Here is a 16,609-nt window from a genome sequence, read left to right on the forward strand (position 1 = left end):
GGCGCGCGGGACGCACGGCCACCGCCGGGGTCAGCGGTCGTCGGCGTCCCAGCGCCGGGGTTCGTTGTCCCAGCGCGGGGCCTCCCATGCCTCCACCGGGGTGTCGTGCTGGCGTACCGGGAGCACCGAGGGCCAGGCGTCGGCCGGTTCGGGCGGCGGGGTCATCGTCCAGCCGCCGCTCAGCGCGCCGTCCCGGGCCGGGCGGACCGGGCCGAGCGGACCCGGCGGTGCCGGGCGGGGACGACCGAACGTCTCGACCAGCCGGGTGACGAGCAGGCCGACGCCGAGCACGGCGCCGCCGAGCGCCCACCGGCTGACCGTCCAGCCGTGCGGCACGGTCCAGGCCAGGAACACCACCACCAGGCAGACCGCGAACAGGGTGCCGAAGATGCCGCCGCGCCGCCCGTACGCGCTGGTGCCGGCGAGCATCACCGTGCCGACCGCCAGCACGGTCCAGTCCAGTCCGGTGCCGGGCGCGACCTGACCGTCCCCGTTCGCCGCGATCAGCACGCCGCCCAGCATCGCCAGCACGGTGGACCCGACGAGCGCCAGCGCGGTCACCGTGGCGGCCGCCACGCCGCGCCGCCGGGCCGGGTCGGCGACCGGACGGAACCGGCCGATCAGCCGGCGTACCGGTTTCATCGCGGCGAACAGGCCACCGAGGACGGCGACCGCGGCGAAGCCGACGAAGAAGTACAGCGCGCTGCCGCGCGGGTCGTAGTCGCCCTGCACCGTCACCGGCGCGGTCCGCCGTTCCAGGTAGACGATCACGCCGGCCGCCCCGGCCAGGCTCGCCGCCCATCCGGGCACGTGCAGCACCACCACGGCCAGGGCGAGCGCCAGCCCGGCCGCGGCCGCGATCGCCAGCGCCGGCAGCAGCGCCTCCCGCGTGCCCCGGTCGCCCTGCTCGGCGAAGTGCAGCGCGGCGGCCAGCGCGACCGGCCCGATCGCCAGGTTCACCGCGCCGGCCCGCAGGCTCAGACCGGCGGCGAGGGTGAGCAGGCCGAGCGCCGCCACGTCGACGAGCAGCGTCTTCAGGGAGCCGCCGCGCAGCGCGTCCGAGTCCTCCCGCCAGAGCAGCCAGGCCATCGCGACCAGACCGGCGAGCAGCACGAACTCCCAGAACACGTGCACCGCGATCCGGTCCCGGCCGGGTTCGCCGTGGGCCGGGTCGTCGAAGACGTGCTCCAGTACGGCAGCGGGCACCCCGGACGACGTCTCCGGCGGCGCTGTCCGGCCCGCATCGTCGTACGCCATTGGCTCGCGCCTCCCCCAGGTGGCCGCGTCCGGCCCACGGGCGGGCGGACCGGTGGCGGCCGTCGCTCTCCGGTCGCCAGGGACGGTACCGCCGGGCCGGGGTGGGGGGAACCCTCAGAGACGCCCGCGGGGCGTCTCCCGGTCACCCGGCTCGCGGTCCTCGTCGTCCTCCTGCTCCGGCACCCGGCAGGAGCGTTCCAGCCAGAGCGCGGCCGCGACCAGCGCCAGCGCGGCGATGAGACCGCCGAGCGCGGCCGGCCGATCGCCCACCGCCGCGTTCGTGCGTTCCACGAACAGCCAGCCGGTCAGCCCGGCGTAGAAGCCGGCGAAGATGGCCCCGGCCAGCGCCGACGCCTTGGCCAGTACGACGAACCGGGCGACCAGCAGCGGGTTGACCGGCTCCCGGCCGGGCCGCCGCTCGATCCGGCCCCGGGTGTTCACCGCCGCGTAGCCCTCCAGCACGGCCAGCCCGGCCAGCGTGATCACCGGCAGCCAGGGCAGGTCGGGCGCGAAGTCGTAGTAGAAGCCGCTGATCAGCAACCAGGCCACCGCGGCGGCGGCCAGGCCGGCCACGACGAGCGTGGAGGCCCGGGTCGGCCCCATCCGGAAGCGGTCGGGCCCCTGCGGGGAGCGGTCGGTGCTCACCGCACCTCCTCAGCTCGCCACTGCCGGGCCACGATCCACCGGGTCATGTGTCCGACTCTAGCGCCAGATCGGGTCGCGGGCTCAGTTCCAGGGCGTCCCCGGCGAGCGGTTCGGCGTTGAGCAGATCGGTCAGCCAGCCGTGCCCGGGCAGCCGGCCGTGCGGCTCGATGTCGATCCACGGGCGCAGCACGAAGGCGCGCAGGTGGGCCCGGGGGTGCGGCAGGATCAGCTCGGGGTCGTCGCGGAGCACCGGCTCGCCGGCGTCGTCCCAGACCGCGATCACGTCCACGTCGAGCGTGCGCGGCCCGTACCGTCGTCGCGGGTCGCGGTCGCGCCCGGCCGCCGCCTCCGCGGCCCGGGCGCGGGCCAGCCAGTCCTCCGGCGCCGCCGCCGGGTCCGCGACCATCACCGCGGCGTTCAGGTACGCGGGCTGGTCGGCGTCCCCCCACGGTGGAGTCTCGTAGACGCCGGAGACCACGAGCACCCGGTCGCCGAGCGCGGCCACCGCGCCGCGCAGGTGGCCGAGGCGGTCGCCCAGGTTGCTGCCGATCGACAGCACGGCCCGGGTCATCGGGTACGCCGCATCGTGACTGCCACGTCCCGGAAGGCGTGCGGGATCGGGGCCTCCGGCTTGTGCACGGTCACCGTCGCGGCGGCCACCAGCGGCTCGGCCAGGCAGACCGCGAGCAGCCGGTCGGCGAGTGTCTCGATGAGGTTCACCGGTTCGCCGGTGATCACCGCGACCAGACGTTCGGCGAGTTCGCCGTAGTGCACGGTGTCGGTCACCTCGTCCGAGCGCGCGGCCGGGCCCAGGTCGAGTTCGAGCACCGCGTCGACCACGAACTCCTGCCCCTGGGCGCGCTCGAAGTCGTAGACGCCGTGGCGGCCGTGCGCGCGCAGGCCGGTCAGCTCGATCCGGTCGCTCATCTGTCGCCTCCGCTCGTGCCGGTGGCCGCTTCCGCCGGCCGGGTGCCGCCGGTGGCCGCCGCGGTCCGCGGCGCGGTCGCCGGTCGTACGCCGGTCGCGGTGGCGAGCCGAGGGCTGCCGGTGGCACGCCAGACGGCGAGCGCGTCGGCGGTACCGCGGACGTCGTGCACGCGTACCCCCCAGGCGCCGGCCGCGACGGCGAGCACGCTCGTCGCGACGGTCGCGGCCTCCCGCCCTGCGGTGGGGCGGGGTTCGCCGGCCGGGTCGGCGAGCAGCCGGCCCAGGTAGGACTTGCGGCTTGCGCCGAACAGCACCGGGAAGCCCAGGTCGACCAGCTCGGGCAGGCGGGCGCTCAGCGCCCAGTTGTGCGCGGCGGTCTTCGCGAAGCCCAGGCCCGGGTCCACGATGATCCGGTCGGCGGCCACCCCGGCGGCGAGCGCGGCGTCGACGCGCCGGCTCAGCTCGTCCCGGACCTCGGCCACCACGTCGGTGTACGTGGCCAGCTCCCGCATCCCCCGCGAGTGACCCCGCCAGTGCATGAGCACCCAGGGGCAGCCGGCGTCGCGGACCACCCGGGCCATGTCCGGGTCGGCGAGGCCGCCGGAGACGTCGTTGACCACGTACGCGCCGGCGGCGAGGACCGCCTCGGCGACCCGGGCGCGGCTGGTGTCGATGCTGACGAGGATGCCGGCGGCGCTCAGCTCGCGGACCACGGGCAGCACCCGGGCGGTCTCCGTCTCCGCGTCGACCCGCTCGGCACCGGGCCGGGTGGACTCGCCACCCACGTCGATCAGGTCGGCGCCGTCGGAGCGCAGTCGCACCCCGTGTGCGACTGCCGCGTCCAGATCGGCGTATCTGCCGCCGTCGGAGAAGGAGTCGGGCGTGACGTTGAGGACGCCCATCACCACCGGGGTCTCCGCCCGTACCAGATCGGTCACGGACCCGACAGTACCGTTCGCCGGCAGGGCTTCCGGCCACCGGGCGAGCGCGCGACGCGGCACCCCTGACGTGGGCATTGGAACAGGTGTACGATCGGCCATCCGGGCCGTCGGAGGTCGACTCTTCACGGCTTGTCGCAAAGGTGGCCGGGCCGTACGCTTTGGAATTGCCCAGCATCGAGATGGCGAAGCCTGGAGGGAGGGCCGAAGCGGGAAGAATCCCCCCAAAACTCACCACTCTGCGTGGTGGGTGACGGACTCAGCGTTGACGGCGCTGTCTCTGACGAGCACCATCCCGCCAGGCTTGCCTACTTGCACCAACGCGGCGCCGCCGGCCGCGACCTTGGGGAGGTTTCCAGTGATCGCCATCGAGCTCATGGCAACGGCGTCCAGTGCCGTGGACCACGCGCTCCACGCCCTGGCGTCGACTCCACTCGCCGAGCCGGCACCGAAGGGCATCGACACCGACAACGTCGTCACCTTCTTCGCCAGCAAGATCGCGCCGATCCTGCTCGCGGTCCTCGGGGTGATCTTCATCGGCCGGGCCAGCCGGGGTGAGATCTCGAAGGTGCTGACCAGCTCGGCCATCGCCATCATCGGCCTGGCCTTCATCGCCGGAGCGGCCACACTCTTCTTCGTCGGCGACTACCTGATCAACCTGATCTTCGAGTAGGGCGCTGGGCGACGATGCGGCTGCGCACCGACGACGACATCTACCGGGCACGCCTCGTCTACCTGGGGCCGCCCGGGTACACCCTTCCCGTCCACCTGCCGTACGCCCAGTACGGCCTGTTCATGCTGCTCGTACCCCTCTACATGTTCATCCACTGGTTGTTCACGCTCCAGGTCGAGCTGTTCCCCGCCTGGGAGATCTCGCTGGCGATCGTGACGACCTCGTTCATCTTCCGGTACGTCGACCCGGACCGGCCGGCGCGCATGGTCATCCGGACCGCGCTGACCGACTGGCGACGCACCCGGGAACCGGCCACCGAGCAGCGGGATCCGCGGCTCGTCGCGAGCCGGATCAGGATCCGGGAGGAACTGGCATGACCGGGCGTACGACAACCGTGCAGACGAACGACGCGGGTGAGGCGGTCGCATGAGTCGCTCTTCCACGCCGGGTTCCCCGGCCGGGCGCCCGGGCGGGCCCAACGGTAACCGTGCGCGATCGTTCGACTACCCACCGGACGAGGATCTGGACGAGGTCGTCCTCGACAGCGCGCTCGTCACCAGCCCCGGGCACAGCCGCGTCGGCGTGTTCCAGCCGCCGCGACCGATCACCCCGCGCGAGCCGGTACGCCCCGACGGCGACATCGACTCGCCCTTCCTCGACCTGTTCGGCGGCGCGCAGCCCCGGCGGCGGCCCGCCGCGTCCACGCCGCCCCCGCCGGTCGAGCCGGTGGTGGCGCCGCCGCGTCGTGGCGTCGGCCGGGAGCCCCTGCCGATCCCGCACCAGCCCGCCGTGCCGGTCGAGCCGGCACCCCGGGCCGAACCGGAACCGCCGGTCCGCGAGCAGACCCCTGGGGTACGCGCGGTCGGGCGCCCCCGGCCCGAGCCCGCGCCGCTGCCGGTCGAGCCCTCCCTGCCCGACCCGCCCGCCGCGCTCGCCCCGCCGCCGCCGTCCCGGAGCCGGGTGCCGCAGCAGGCCGGTGACCGGCTGCCGGCGCTCCGCCCCCCGGCCGAGCCCGAGCCGGCGCTCCCGCCTCCCCCGCAGATCCACGCCCCCGCGCCCGCGCCCGTCCCCGCCGACTACCGGGAGCCCGATCTCGCTCCCGCCGACCCGCTCACGGCCGCTGCGGCACCGTCGCGTGAGGTCGGCCGTCCGGCGCACCGCGAGGTGGCGCCGCCCCGGCAGCGCACGCCGGAACGTCGCAACCGGCCGACCAAGCCGGTCCGGGTCCGCGCTCCGAAGATCAAGTTCGGCGACCGGGATCCCTCCGTCGAGCTGGCCATCACCGAGATCGCCGGCCACCTCACCTTCACCCCCAACACGGTCACCGCCTGGTACTGGCTGCCCGAGGTGCGGTGGGCGTTCCGGCCGGACGCCGAACGCGAGGCCCTGCTCTCCGCGATCTCCGAGCAGTACGCCGGACTCGCCGGGTTCCGGCTGCACCTGCGCCGCACCACCCGGCCCTTCCCGGCCGACGAGTGGGCCCGCACCATCGACGCGCACACCGCCGCGCCGCTGCCCGACGTACCGGGCACCACCGGCTGGGCCGACCACCTGGTCGCCGCCCAGCGGCACCTGATGGCGGTCAACCACGCCGAGGGCCAGACCTACCTCGGTGTCACGTTCGCCCGCCGGTCACTCGGCGACTCGCTCACCGAACGCCTGCTGCGCACGTTCGGCCGGGGCACCGCCGACGGCGAGCGGCGCCGGCTGAGCCGCACCGTCGAGCAGTTCGACGAGGTCCTCGGCGCGTTCGGCATGCGCGGGCGCCGGGTCACCGCGCCCGAACTGGAGTGGCTGCTCTACCGCTCGGTGGCGCTGTGCATGGCGCCGCCCGGCGTCCTGTCCCCGATCACCAACGGCCGGTGGGAACGCGGCGACCTGCTGGCCCTCACCGAGCAGGTCGAGCGCTACCGCACCCCGTACGGCTCGACGGTGAAGCTGGTCAACCGGATGACCGGCGAGGAACGCCACGTCGCCGTGCTCGCGGTCGGCCGGATGGAGCCGCTGGAGATCCCCGAGCGGCACGAGCCCTGGCTGCATTTCCACGAGCGGCTGCCGTGGCCGATGGAGCTGTCCACCCGGGTCGACATCCTCGGCCCCAACGACTCCTTCCGGAACCTCGAACACCGGCTCCGGATGATCCGCTCCCAGCAGCTCGACTACGCCGAGCACGGCATCGACGCCCCGCCGGAGCTGGAACGCCTGGCCAAGCGGGCGCTGGTGATCGGTGACGAGATGACCACCGGCCTGCCCGTGGACTCGGCCCGGGCACACGGCTGGCATCGGATCGCGGTCGGCGGCCGTACCCGGGAGGAGTGCCTGGAACGGGCCCGGCGGCTCATCCAGCTCTACTCCCGCGAGCTGCGGATCTCGCTCCAGCACCCGAAGAACCAGGACTGGCTGGCCCGCGAATTCATCCCCGGCGAGCCGATCGCCAACACCGGCTACGTCCGGCGGATGCCCGTCAACCTGCTCGCCGCCGCGCTCCCGCAGGCCGCGTCCACAGTCGGCGACCGGCGCGGCGACCTGATCGGGCGCACCGCCGGCACCTGCCGCCGGCCGGTCTTCCTCGACCTGCACTTCCCGATGGAGGTACGCGAGCGCTCCGGCCTCGCCGTCTTCGTCGCCGAACCGGGCGGTGGCAAGTCCACGCTGCTCGGCGCGCTCGGCTACCTGGCCGCGCGCCGCGGCGTGCAGGTGACGCTGCTCGACCCGTCCGGCCCGCTGGCCCGGCTCTGCGCCATGCCCGAACTGGCGCCGTACTCGCGGGTGCTCAACCTGACCGGCTCGGAGCAGGGCACGCTCGCGCCGTACGCGCTGATCCCGACGCCGCTGCGCAGCGAGTTCGGCGCCGGCCCGGCGGGCGACCGCGAGTTCGAGATCGCCGTGTCGAACGCCCGGGCCGAACGCCGGATGCTGGTGCAGGACATCTGCATGATGCTGGTGCCGCCGCAGGTGGCCCGGGAGGCGTCCACCGCCACGCTGTTCCGGCACGCCGTACGCCAGGTGCCCGCCGAGGAGACCTCCACGCTCGACGACGTGGTGACCTGCCTCCAGGGGCTCGACGACGACGCCGGGCGCGAACTGGCGCACCTGCTGCTCGACACCGCCGAGATGCCGCTGGCCATGCTCTTCTTCGGCCGGCCGCCGGAGGGGCTGCTCGGCGCCGACGCCGCGCTCACCGTCATCACCATGGCCGGCCTGCGGCTCCCCGACCTCAAGATCGAGCGGGAGTACTGGTCGGCCGAGGAGGCGCTCGCGCTGCCGATGCTGCACACCGCGCACCGGCTCGCCGTACGCCGCTGCTACGGCGGCTCGATGTCCTCCCGGAAGCTGGTCGGCCTCGACGAGGCGCACTTCATGGAGGGCTGGCGGTCCGGGCGCTCGTTCCTGGTCCGGCTCGCCCGCGACTCCCGCAAGTGGAACCTCGCCGCGCTCGTCGCCTCGCAGAACCCGAAGGACATCCTCGGCCTCGACGTGCAGAACCTCGTCTCCACCGTCTTCGTCGGCCGGATCGCCGAGGACAGCGAGATCGCCTCCGAGGCGCTGCGCCTGCTGCGGGTGCCTGTCGACGACGGTTACGAAGCGACACTCGCCTCGCTCTCCCAGGCGGACAGCGGATCGGCCAACCGGCTCGGTTTCCGTGAGTTCGTCATGCGCGACGTCGACGGGCGCGTGCAGAAGGTCCGGGTCGACGTGTCGTACGTCGATGGGCTGCTGGAGCACCTGGACACCACCCCCGCCGCGGTCGCCCAGGCCGCCGGGATACTGCCGACCGTCCTGGCTGATCTGGAGGCGTGACATGGCGAGGGCCCGGGCACGGATCGCGGCGCTCCTCCTCGCGCTCGGCGTACTCGCCGGGGCCACGATCTCCTGGCCGGTGATCGGGGCGGCCACACCCGCGTACGCCGCCGCGCCGGTCAGCCAGGCGCGCGCCGAGCTGTGCAGCACCAAGGAGTGGCAGGCCGACTTCCGGTCCTGCGTCGACAAGCTCAAGGCGGTCAGCGAGGACCAGGTCGAGTGCCGCAACGCGCCGGTGCCCGCCGCGCCGGACTCGGGCCTGGCCGGCTGGTTCGCGTCCCGGCCCGACTCGGCGAAGGAGCCCGGCCCGAAGGGCCTCTACAGCGACTACGGGTACGCCGGGTACAGCTACAACACGTACGACGTGGACGGCGGCTGCGCCTCCTCGGTGCTGCATCCGGACTACCGCTTCACCACGATGGTCGCCAACGGCGAGTTCATGTTCGCCAACGCGGTGATCGGTGCCTCGAACGCGCTGCGCGAGCGCGCCTGGGATCCACGCACGATGTGGAGCTGGGCCGATCCGCTGGTGGAGCAGGCCACGAAGGCCGTCTACCAGAAGGTGTTCAGCGTCTTCGGCATCATCACCGTCTGCGTGGTCGGCCTCTACCTGCTCTGGCGGTCCCGCCAGTCGGACATGAGCAACGCGATGACCACCGCGGGCTGGGCCCTGCTGGTGATGGTGGCGGTGACCGCGCTGGCCGCGTGGCCGGTCAAGTCCGCGAACATCGCCGACAACACGCTGATCAGCACGCTGGGCGTGGTGCACGACGCGGTCGGCCCATCCACCAAGGACACGCCGCCGGGCCAGTGTGACGACCCGAATCCGCAGGCGTGCAAGGATCACCGTCCTCCCGCCGTACGTGCCAGTGACACGGCGACCGAAACGATGCTCTACCGGAACTGGCTGCGCGGTGTGCTCGGCTCGGCGGACAGCGAGACCGCGAAGAAGTACGGCCAAGCGCTCTACGACGCGAAGTCGCTCACCTGGGACGAGGCGGCGTCGATCCGGTCCAACCCGGCCACCCGCGACGTGGTCATCAAGGCCAAGCAGCAGCAGTGGGCCAAGGTCGCCGAGCAGATCAAGACCGAGGACCCGGAGGCGTACGAGTACCTCCAGGGCACGCGAGACATGGACCGGATCGGTGCCGGGTTCATCGCCGTGCTGGCCTCGGTGCTGTTCGCCATGTTCGACCTCACCGCGTCGCTGCTGGTGCTGCTCGGCTTCCTGATCTTCCGCTGGGCGGTGATCGCCGCGCCGATCCTCGGCACCGTCGGCCTGATGCGCCCGGCCAGCGCCGGGCTCCGGCGGCTGGCGAACGCGGTGGTCGCCGCCGTCTTCAACATCGCCATCTTCGGCACCGGCGCGGCCATCTACCTCTTCGCCGTCGACCTGATCATGAACACTGCCACGCTGCCCGGCTGGCTCCAGGTGGTCCTGGTCTGGCTCTGCGGGGTCGTCGGCTGGTTGCTGCTGCGGCCGTACCGCCGGATCACCCAGCTCGGCGGCAAGGACAGCAGCGAGGCGGTCAGCTCGGCCGGCTCCTGGCACCGCCGGTTCTTCCGGGACATGCGGATCGCCGCGCGGCTGGACGTGGCCGAGCCCGGCGGCACCAACGAGCCGGCGATCGGCAAGCGCCGCACCGTCACGGCCGACCAGCGCAGTCTCCGGCCGGAGGCCCGGCACGAGGATCCGGCGCACAGCGCCACACCCGCCGAGCGGGAACGGCCGGACGGGCGGGAACGGCCGGAGGAGGTGCCCGCGAGCGGACGACCGGGTGAGCGTCCCGGCGGCACTCCCCGCCCCCGGCGCGCACCGTCGACCTGGACCGAGCCGGACGTGCCGGAGGAAACGCCCTCCTACGCCGTCTACCGGCCGGACTCGGCGGGCCGCGGCACCGCACCGGCCCGGCCGGCGCCGCGCATCCGCTCCGAGGCCCGGTGAGTCCGGTGCGGCGCGCGCTGGAGTTCCTCTTCACCCGGGTCCTCCGGTCCCGGATCGGTGTCGCCCTGATGATCGCCGTGCTGGTCTTCGGGGTGATCGGCGCGGCCCGCCTCGTCGCCGGCCCCGGCGATCCGGGTCTCGGCCTGACCAGCCGCCCCACCCAGCCGATCAGCACCGCGGATCCGGAGGCCGGTGACGACGGCGTGCTCGCCAGCCCGCCGACCGCCGTGGCCCCGAAGACCCGGCCGGGCGAGGACACGCCGGAGCAGGTCGCCGGGCGGTTCACCACCGCGTGGCTGAGCGGCCCGGGCAGCAGCGGCGACACGTGGCAGGCCCGCCTGCGGCCGCTCTCCACCCCGGCGCTGGCCGAGAAGATGACTGATGCCGACCCGGAGACCGTGCCCGCGCGGAGGACCACTGGCGCCCCGACACTCCGGCCCCGTACCGAGTCCTTCGTGGAGGCGGTGGTTCCGCTGGACAACGGCACGCTCCGGCTCGAACTCGTCGCACCGGACGGACGCTGGCTGGTGGACGCGATCGACTGGGAGCGGTCGTGACCGCCGGCCCGGCCGTCGCCGGACAGGTCCGCCGGAAGCTGCGCCTCGGCGTGGTCGCCACCGCCGTCACGAGCGTGCTCGCCCTGCTCTGCTGCGTCGGCGGCGCCGGCGCCTTCCTCCTCACCGAACTCGGGGGCGACGAGGACGACCCGAAGCTCGCGGCCCTGAACTGCGACCCCACCTACCAGGTGAACCTGACCGGCGACATGCCGCGCTTCGCCGAGTACGGCGAGCGCCAGCTGCGCAACGCCGCGGTCATCATCAAGGTCGGCCAGGACATGAAGCTCCCCGCGCGCGGCTGGGTGATCGCACTGGCCACCGCGATGCAGGAATCAGCGCTGCGCAACCTCGCCAACAGCACGGTGCCGACGTCGCTGGCGCTGCCGCACGAGGGGGTCGGCGCCGACCACGACTCGCTGGGCCTGTTCCAGCAGCGGCCCGGGTGGGGCAGCGTCGAGCAGCGGATGACGCCCTCGTACGCGGCCCGCAAGTTCTACCAGAAGATGGAGAAGGTGCCGAACTGGCAGCAGCGCCCGCTCACTGTGGTCGCCCAGAAAGTCCAGGTCAGCGCCTACCCCGACGCCTACGCCAAGCACGAGGAACTGGCCGGAGCCATCGTCGACGCGCTGGCCGGCGGCGCCGCCCGGACCGTGGAGATCGCCGGCAAGGCGGTGTGCGACGCCGCGGCCGGAGACCGGATCGCCGCCTCCGGCTGGACCGCGCCGCTGCCCGGCGGTGTGGTCTCCGGTTTCCGCACCACGGCCCGCCCCAGCCACCACGGCGTGGATCTGGCCGCCTCGAAGGGCACGCCGATCCACGCCGCCTCGGCGGGCCGGGTGCTGGTGGCCCGCTGCGACCCCGACCGCTCCGGGCGGCGGGACTGCGACCGGGACGGCTGGCCGGACAAGGGCGGCTGCGGATGGTTCGTGGACATCCTGCACGCCGGCGGATTCATCACCCGCTACTGCCACATGGTCGAGCGACCCCGCGTGGTGCCGGGTCAGGCAGTCGAGGCGGGCGAGGTCATCGGGATCTCCGGCAGCAGCGGCAACTCGTCCGGCCCGCACCTGCACTTCGAGGTGCACAAGAACGGCGACCGGTCCAGCAACGGGGCGGAGAACCCGGTGCCCTTCATGCGCAAGCGGGGCGCGCCCCTCGGCGAGACCGGGTGAGGCCGGGCGGATGAGCAACCCCCTGCCCGACCCGTTCGCCGACCGGCCCGACTGGGCGCCGCTGCCGCCCCGGCCGGTGGAGACCGTGCCCGCCACCGGCGGCACCGAGCTGCGCGGCCGCCGCGTCCTGGTCGGCTTGCCCGGCCTCGGCTGGCGTGGCGACCTGCGGGCCGACGAGCGGGTGGTGCAGGGCAGCCGCACCTACGTACCGGTGATCCCGGAACACGAGTGGTACCGGGCCGAGGCCGAGCAGGTGGAGGTGTTCGCCCCGCTGGTGCCTGTGGAACGGGTCTGGGTGGAGACCATCGGTGAGCGGCGGCCGGTGGCCGGGGCGAGCGCCCCGGGTCTCCGGCTGGTCTCGCTGGACGTGCCGGAACGCCGGCCACCCACCCCGGTGTTCGAGGCCGACGCGGTGACCGGGCGGCGCGTGGTGCACGTGGACAACGGCGTGGAACGACGCGACCTGCGTGCCGTCACCGAGACCTACTCCGGCGCGGACGGCGACATCTGCGTGCGGGTGGCCCCGGAACTGGAGTGGTACCGGTGGGCCTGGCGCGGCCAGGCGCCGACCACGTTGGAGGTGCCGGTACACCTGCTCTGGCTCGAGTAGGCCTCAGCCGACCTTACTCGCACCGCAGACGCGCCAGCCGTCCTTGTTGTCCGTCAAGTCGAATCGCCACGTTTCCCGACGGCTGCTTACCGATTGGCCATCCTTTGAGCTGGAGATGGCAAGTGTCGTGGTAACCGATTCGCCCGATCCACTATCGGCCTGAAGCAACGGGCCCCAGCTCACTTTGATCGAGACGCCGAAGTTGGCCTCGCGCTGCTCAAGCTCGGTCCTGAGATCACGCATGCCACCGATCCCGTCACTGTCATTACAAGTGAATTCCTGGGCCTTCGTGTCGTTCCGGTCGATAAGGTAGGCCCGGATGTAGTTGGCTACAACGACGTCGGGGGCGCTTCGGTCCGGGGCGGTCGCGCGGTCGTACAACACGAACCCGACCACTCCGCCGACAGTGCACAGCACCGCCAGCACCCCCGCGACGACAGCGAGCACTGTGCGCACCGGGCGCTTGGGGCGTACCGGAGCGGGAGCGGGCGCTGGGGGCGCCAACTGCTCCGGCGGGGTTCGCTGCGCCGGTACTCGGGACACCTGGGAACCGGCGGGGGGCTGCACTGATTCCACCTCCTGAGGCTATCGGCTGCGCCTCGCGTACCCAATGCCTGGAACCGGCGGATCGTGGCGAACCGCCGGGCGGACGCCGACCGGCGGCGGGGTGAGGCTGCTCACCGCCGACCAGCTCACCGCGCCGACCGACATCCCGGTGGACGGCCGCCGCCTGGGTTACCGTCACACCTCGGGGAGGACATGTCGGCCTCGGAAAGAGAGGTGGACGCGGTGGCGACTCCGAAGGCGCGCGCCGGCCGGGCCGCCGCGCTGCACCGCCGGGCCGAGGCCGCCGCGACGGCGGCGGCGGGCATCCTCGACGAGATCCGGCCCGCGCCTGCCGACCACCACCGGCAGTACGAGCTGGCCGAGCGCCTCCGCGCGGCGGCCGATCTGGCGGCGCCCGGTTGGGCCGGCGGGCCGCTGGAGACCCTGACCGCGGCGACGCCTCCCGGTGACGGCCTGCCACCGCTGGTCCGGGTCGGTACCGCGTCGCCGCTCGACGACGCCCGCTTCCCCGCGCTGGTGCCGTTGCTCGGCAGCGGCCATGTGAGCCTCGACGCCGACGCCTCGGACGCCCGGGTGGCCGGGCTGCTCCGCGCGCTGCTGCTGCGCGTCTTCGCTGCCACGCCGGCGGGAGCGCTGCTGGCCCGCGCGGTGGACGGCGGTTCCGGTGACACATTCGCCGGTTACGCGCCGCTCGCCGACGCCGGCCTGCTGCCCCCGCCCGCCACCGACCTCGCCGGGATGCGCGCGGTGCTGGCCGAGGCGGAGCAGTGGGTGGCCGCCGGGACGGCCCGGCAGCGCGGGCACGACCGGACGCTGCTGCTCGTGGTCGCCGCGCTGCCCGAGGGTACGACCACCGCCGACCTGGACCGGCTCGCCGGGCTGGCCGAGGGTGGGCCGCGCGCCGGGCTGCATCTGGTGCTGGCCGGCTGGCCGGACGGCAGCCCGCTGCCACGCGCGACAGCGGTCACTGTTCGCACCGCGTACGCGCTGGTCGGTGACCCGCCCGGCGCCGGCCTCAGCAGTCCGGGCGCCGAGCCGCCGGGCGGCTTGAACTCGCCCGTGTTCCTCGACGAGGATCCGCCCGCCGACCTGGTCGCCGCTGTCTGCGCGCGGTTGGCCCGGCAGATCGAGGACGGCTCCCGCCTCTCCCTGCGTGACCTGCTGCCTGCCGACGGGTTCTGGACGGCCGGCTCGGCCGACGGACTGAGCACCACTGTGGGTGACGCCGCCGGGCGCCCGGTCAGTCTGGGCTTCACCGAGCTGACGCCGCACTGGCTGGTCAGCGGCCGAGGTCAGGCGGGCCGGTCGGCGTTCCTGACCGACGCGTTGTTCGGCCTCGCCACCCGGTACGGCCCGGACGAGCTGGCGCTCTACCTGGCCGACCTGGCCGACGGTGAGTCGTTCGTGGAGTTCCTCCAGACCGAGCGGGACCGCTCCTGGGTGCCGCAGGTGCGTGCCGCCGGGATGGCCGCCGACCGGGAGTACGTGGCCGACCTGTTCGGCGAACTGGAGGCGGAGCTGCGCCGGCGCGAGGAGGCGTCCCGGCGGGCCGGTGGGCAGCGCTACGCCGAGCTGCGGCAGCACCAGCCGCTGCCCCGGATCGTCTGCGTGGTCGACAACTTCCCGCTGGCGCTGCGCGAGCGGGACCGGCTCGCCGCCGACCTGCTGGCCCGGCTGGACGCGCTCGCCCGCGCCGGCCGGTCGTACGGGATCCACCTGGTGCTGGCCGGCGAGGGTGACCTGGGCATCGGCGGTCCGCGTGACCCGCTGCTCGGCCAGTTCCCGGTGCGGGTGGCGCTGCCCGGCGGTTCGGCGGTGCTGGAACCGGCGAACGACTCGGCGGCCGGGCTGCCGGTGGGCAGCGCGGTGGTGAACACGGCGGGTGGCCTGGGCGGTCCGCGGGGCGCGACCCGGGGGCATGAGCGGATGATCCGTTTCCCGGATCCGTACGAGGATCCCGAGGTACTGACCGGCCTGCGGCGACGGCTGTGGGAGGCGCGGGGCGAGTCGGTGACGCCTCCGGTGGTCTTCGCCGGGTACGCCCGCCCGTTGCTCGCCAACGACCCGCGGCACCGGGCCGCGCTGGCCGGGCGGGCCCACGCGCCCGCCGCGTTGCTGGGCCGGGCGGTGGACGTGCGGCGGTCCACGGTGACGGTGCCGCTGGGGCCGGGCGCGGGGCGGAACCTGGCCGTCCTGGGGCGGGACGAGGAGGCCGAGCGCCTGCTGGTGACTGCGGTACGCAGCGCGGCTGCGGCGCATCCGGGCGCGGCCCGGTTCGTGCTGGCGCCGCTGGCGAACGGGTCGGCCGAGCCGGCCGGGGTGCTCGCCGCCGAGCTGGCCGGACGGCACCGGGTGGAGACCGTCGACGCGGCCGGGCTGCGGACCGCCATGGAGTCGGACGAGCCGGGCTACCTCGTGGTGTTCGGGCTGGACGTGCCGGACGCCGGCGAGCTGCCGCCGGACCTGCTGCGGACGCTGCTGCTGGAGGGCCCGCCGGCCGGGCGGCACCTGCTCGGCTGGTGGCGGACACCGGCTCCGCTGGCCGGGCTGCTCGGTCCGGAGGGCGAGGTGGACAAGCTCACCGCCGTGGCGGTCACCGACGTGCCGGGCGGCCGGCTGGAGCAGCTCTTCGACCGTCCGGTCTGGTGGCGGCCCCGGCCCTGTCGCGCGGTGCTCTGGGACGGCCCGGACGAGCAGGGCACCGTCTTCGTGCCGTTCGGCACGGCCGAGGTGGCGACCGCGCGGGTCGAGCCGGTCCCGCAGGTGACGGACCGCGCCGGGGAGGGGGCGGCATGAGTGAGACCGGCACGGCCGTACCGGGGCCCCGCTCGGGTGGGCCGACCACAGTGGCGGACCCCGCCGAGTCGGCCTGGGCGGAGTACGTCGCGGCCGCGCGGGCGCTCGACGGCGTACGCCGGGCGGCGGCCACCGCGGCCGGGGAGCAGGCGCGGTCGGTGGCCGCGGCCCGCGAGGAGCTGACCGCGGTACGCGAACGGCTGGCGCCGCAGCAGTCCCGGCTGCGTGATCTGGGCGTACCGGCGATGTCGCTGGTCCCGACGCCGCCGGAGGTGACCGAGGCGGCCCGGTCGATGGCGGGCGGACCGTCGGCGGTGCTGGCGGCGCTGCGCGCGGCCGGGGACTGGGCGGACGCCGCGGACGACACGCTGAGCGCTCGCGGCCTGCCGCGGCTGGCCCGGTGGCCGTCCCGGCCCCGCAACCTGCTGGTGTACGGACCACTGGCGCTCGTGGTGCCGCTGCTCCAGTTGCTGCTGTACGCGGTCGCCGGTCCGGGACCGGTGACAGTGCTGGCGCTCCTCGTGGGGCTGCCGCTGCCGGCTGTCGCGTTCATGCTGGGCTGGCTCGCGGTGGGGCGCGTCTTCCGCCCGCGGCCCACCGACCGGGTGGACCGGACACCCCGCTTCGGCGCCCTGGTCTGCCTGGTCCCGGCGGTGCTCACCGCCGCCGGACTGCTGCTCGCCATGCTGCCCGACTGACGACGGCCGCGCCTCCCGGGCGG

15 protein-coding genes are annotated in these 16,609 nt (G+C 74.3%); 9 read left to right on the top strand and 6 right to left on the bottom strand.

The features are described from left to right. Window positions 1-30 precede the first annotated feature (30 nt). From CLT75_RS22510 to folP, 5 genes are all read right to left on the bottom strand, one after another. Window positions 31-1,257 (bottom strand): ABC transporter permease, encoded by a 1,227-nt coding sequence (locus CLT75_RS22510; protein ID WP_135242345.1) that lies wholly within the window; start codon window positions 1,255-1,257, stop codon window positions 31-33. A 114-nt stretch (window positions 1,258-1,371) separates the two neighbouring features. Next, entirely contained in the window at window positions 1,372-1,860 is a 489-nt protein-coding gene (locus CLT75_RS22515; protein WP_120574102.1) for a DUF3180 domain-containing protein, read from the bottom strand. A gap of 85 nt (window positions 1,861-1,945) precedes the next feature. Beyond that, window positions 1,946-2,473: a 2-amino-4-hydroxy-6-hydroxymethyldihydropteridine diphosphokinase gene (gene folK, locus CLT75_RS22520; RefSeq protein ID WP_135242346.1), complete on the bottom strand. Its 528-nt coding sequence runs from the start codon at window positions 2,471-2,473 to the stop codon at window positions 1,946-1,948. Further along, window positions 2,470-2,829, bottom strand: a complete 360-nt coding sequence (folB, locus tag CLT75_RS22525; RefSeq protein WP_013288974.1) for a dihydroneopterin aldolase — start codon at window positions 2,827-2,829, stop codon at window positions 2,470-2,472. The genes folK and folB overlap by 4 nt, the downstream gene beginning before the upstream one ends. Continuing rightward, a complete protein-coding gene (gene folP, locus CLT75_RS22530) occupies window positions 2,826-3,767 on the bottom strand; it encodes a dihydropteroate synthase (RefSeq protein ID WP_209310368.1) in 942 nt (313 codons plus the stop codon). The genes folB and folP overlap by 4 nt, the downstream gene beginning before the upstream one ends. A gap of 358 nt (window positions 3,768-4,125) precedes the next feature. Here folP and CLT75_RS22535 point away from each other — a divergent pair, with 358 nt between their 5' ends. Genes CLT75_RS22535 through CLT75_RS22565 form a run of 7 tightly spaced genes read left to right on the top strand, consistent with a single transcriptional unit; the run spans window position 4,126 to window position 12,525 of the window. Beyond that, the gene (locus CLT75_RS22535; protein ID WP_135242348.1) at window positions 4,126-4,440 is read left to right on the top strand and encodes a hypothetical protein; all 315 of its coding nucleotides are present in this window, start codon (window positions 4,126-4,128) and stop codon (window positions 4,438-4,440) included. 14 nt (window positions 4,441-4,454) lie between these two features. Further along, window positions 4,455-4,817 (top strand): hypothetical protein, encoded by a 363-nt coding sequence (locus tag CLT75_RS22540; protein WP_013288977.1) that lies wholly within the window; start codon window positions 4,455-4,457, stop codon window positions 4,815-4,817. 49 nt (window positions 4,818-4,866) lie between these two features. Then, window positions 4,867-8,241, top strand: a complete 3,375-nt coding sequence (locus CLT75_RS22545; RefSeq protein WP_135242349.1) for an ATP-binding protein — start codon at window positions 4,867-4,869, stop codon at window positions 8,239-8,241. A gap of 1 nt (window position 8,242) precedes the next feature. Beyond that, window positions 8,243-10,186 (top strand): MFS transporter, encoded by a 1,944-nt coding sequence (locus CLT75_RS22550; RefSeq protein ID WP_135242350.1) that lies wholly within the window; start codon window positions 8,243-8,245, stop codon window positions 10,184-10,186. After that, a complete protein-coding gene (locus tag CLT75_RS22555; RefSeq protein ID WP_135242351.1) occupies window positions 10,183-10,743 on the top strand; it encodes a hypothetical protein in 561 nt (186 codons plus the stop codon). The genes CLT75_RS22550 and CLT75_RS22555 overlap by 4 nt, the downstream gene beginning before the upstream one ends. Further along, window positions 10,740-11,915: a M23 family metallopeptidase gene (locus tag CLT75_RS22560; RefSeq protein WP_135242352.1), complete on the top strand. Its 1,176-nt coding sequence runs from the start codon at window positions 10,740-10,742 to the stop codon at window positions 11,913-11,915. Before CLT75_RS22555 ends, CLT75_RS22560 begins: the two co-directional genes overlap by 4 nt. Window positions 11,916-11,925: 10 nt before the next feature. Further along, window positions 11,926-12,525: a hypothetical protein gene (locus CLT75_RS22565; RefSeq protein WP_123110626.1), complete on the top strand. Its 600-nt coding sequence runs from the start codon at window positions 11,926-11,928 to the stop codon at window positions 12,523-12,525. Between the two features lie 3 nt (window positions 12,526-12,528). Here the strand turns inward: CLT75_RS22565 and CLT75_RS22570 are convergent, their stop codons facing one another. Continuing rightward, the gene (locus CLT75_RS22570; protein WP_135244096.1) at window positions 12,529-13,092 is read right to left on the bottom strand and encodes a hypothetical protein; all 564 of its coding nucleotides are present in this window, start codon (window positions 13,090-13,092) and stop codon (window positions 12,529-12,531) included. Window positions 13,093-13,305: 213 nt separating this feature from the next. Here CLT75_RS22570 and CLT75_RS22575 point away from each other — a divergent pair, with 213 nt between their 5' ends. Both CLT75_RS22575 and CLT75_RS22580 read left to right on the top strand, forming a co-directional pair. Continuing rightward, entirely contained in the window at window positions 13,306-15,888 is a 2,583-nt protein-coding gene (locus tag CLT75_RS22575) for an FtsK/SpoIIIE domain-containing protein (protein WP_209310479.1), read from the top strand. After that, the gene (locus CLT75_RS22580) at window positions 15,885-16,586 is read left to right on the top strand and encodes a hypothetical protein (protein WP_135242354.1); all 702 of its coding nucleotides are present in this window, start codon (window positions 15,885-15,887) and stop codon (window positions 16,584-16,586) included. Before CLT75_RS22575 ends, CLT75_RS22580 begins: the two co-directional genes overlap by 4 nt. Window positions 16,587-16,609 lie beyond the last annotated feature (23 nt).

Source organism: Micromonospora sp. CNZ285, assembly GCF_004637285.1.

Bases quoted from the DNA above. Each gene is read 5' to 3' on its own strand.
- CLT75_RS22510 (WP_135242345.1), bottom strand. From the start codon at position 1,257: ATGGCGTACGACGATGCGGGCCGGACAGCGCCGCCGGAGACGTCGTCC.
- CLT75_RS22515 (WP_120574102.1), bottom strand. From the start codon at position 1,860: ATGGGGCCGACCCGGGCCTCCACGCTCGTCGTGGCCGGCCTGGCCGCC.
- folK (WP_135242346.1), bottom strand. From the start codon at position 2,473: ATGACCCGGGCCGTGCTGTCGATCGGCAGCAACCTGGGCGACCGCCTC.
- folB (WP_013288974.1), bottom strand. From the start codon at position 2,829: ATGAGCGACCGGATCGAGCTGACCGGCCTGCGCGCGCACGGCCGCCAC.
- CLT75_RS22540 (WP_013288977.1), top strand. From the start codon at position 4,455: ATGCGGCTGCGCACCGACGACGACATCTACCGGGCACGCCTCGTCTAC.
- CLT75_RS22545 (WP_135242349.1), top strand. From the start codon at position 4,867: ATGAGTCGCTCTTCCACGCCGGGTTCCCCGGCCGGGCGCCCGGGCGGG.
- CLT75_RS22550 (WP_135242350.1), top strand. From the start codon at position 8,243: ATGGCGAGGGCCCGGGCACGGATCGCGGCGCTCCTCCTCGCGCTCGGC.
- CLT75_RS22565 (WP_123110626.1), top strand. From the start codon at position 11,926: ATGAGCAACCCCCTGCCCGACCCGTTCGCCGACCGGCCCGACTGGGCG.
- CLT75_RS22580 (WP_135242354.1), top strand. From the start codon at position 15,885: ATGAGTGAGACCGGCACGGCCGTACCGGGGCCCCGCTCGGGTGGGCCG.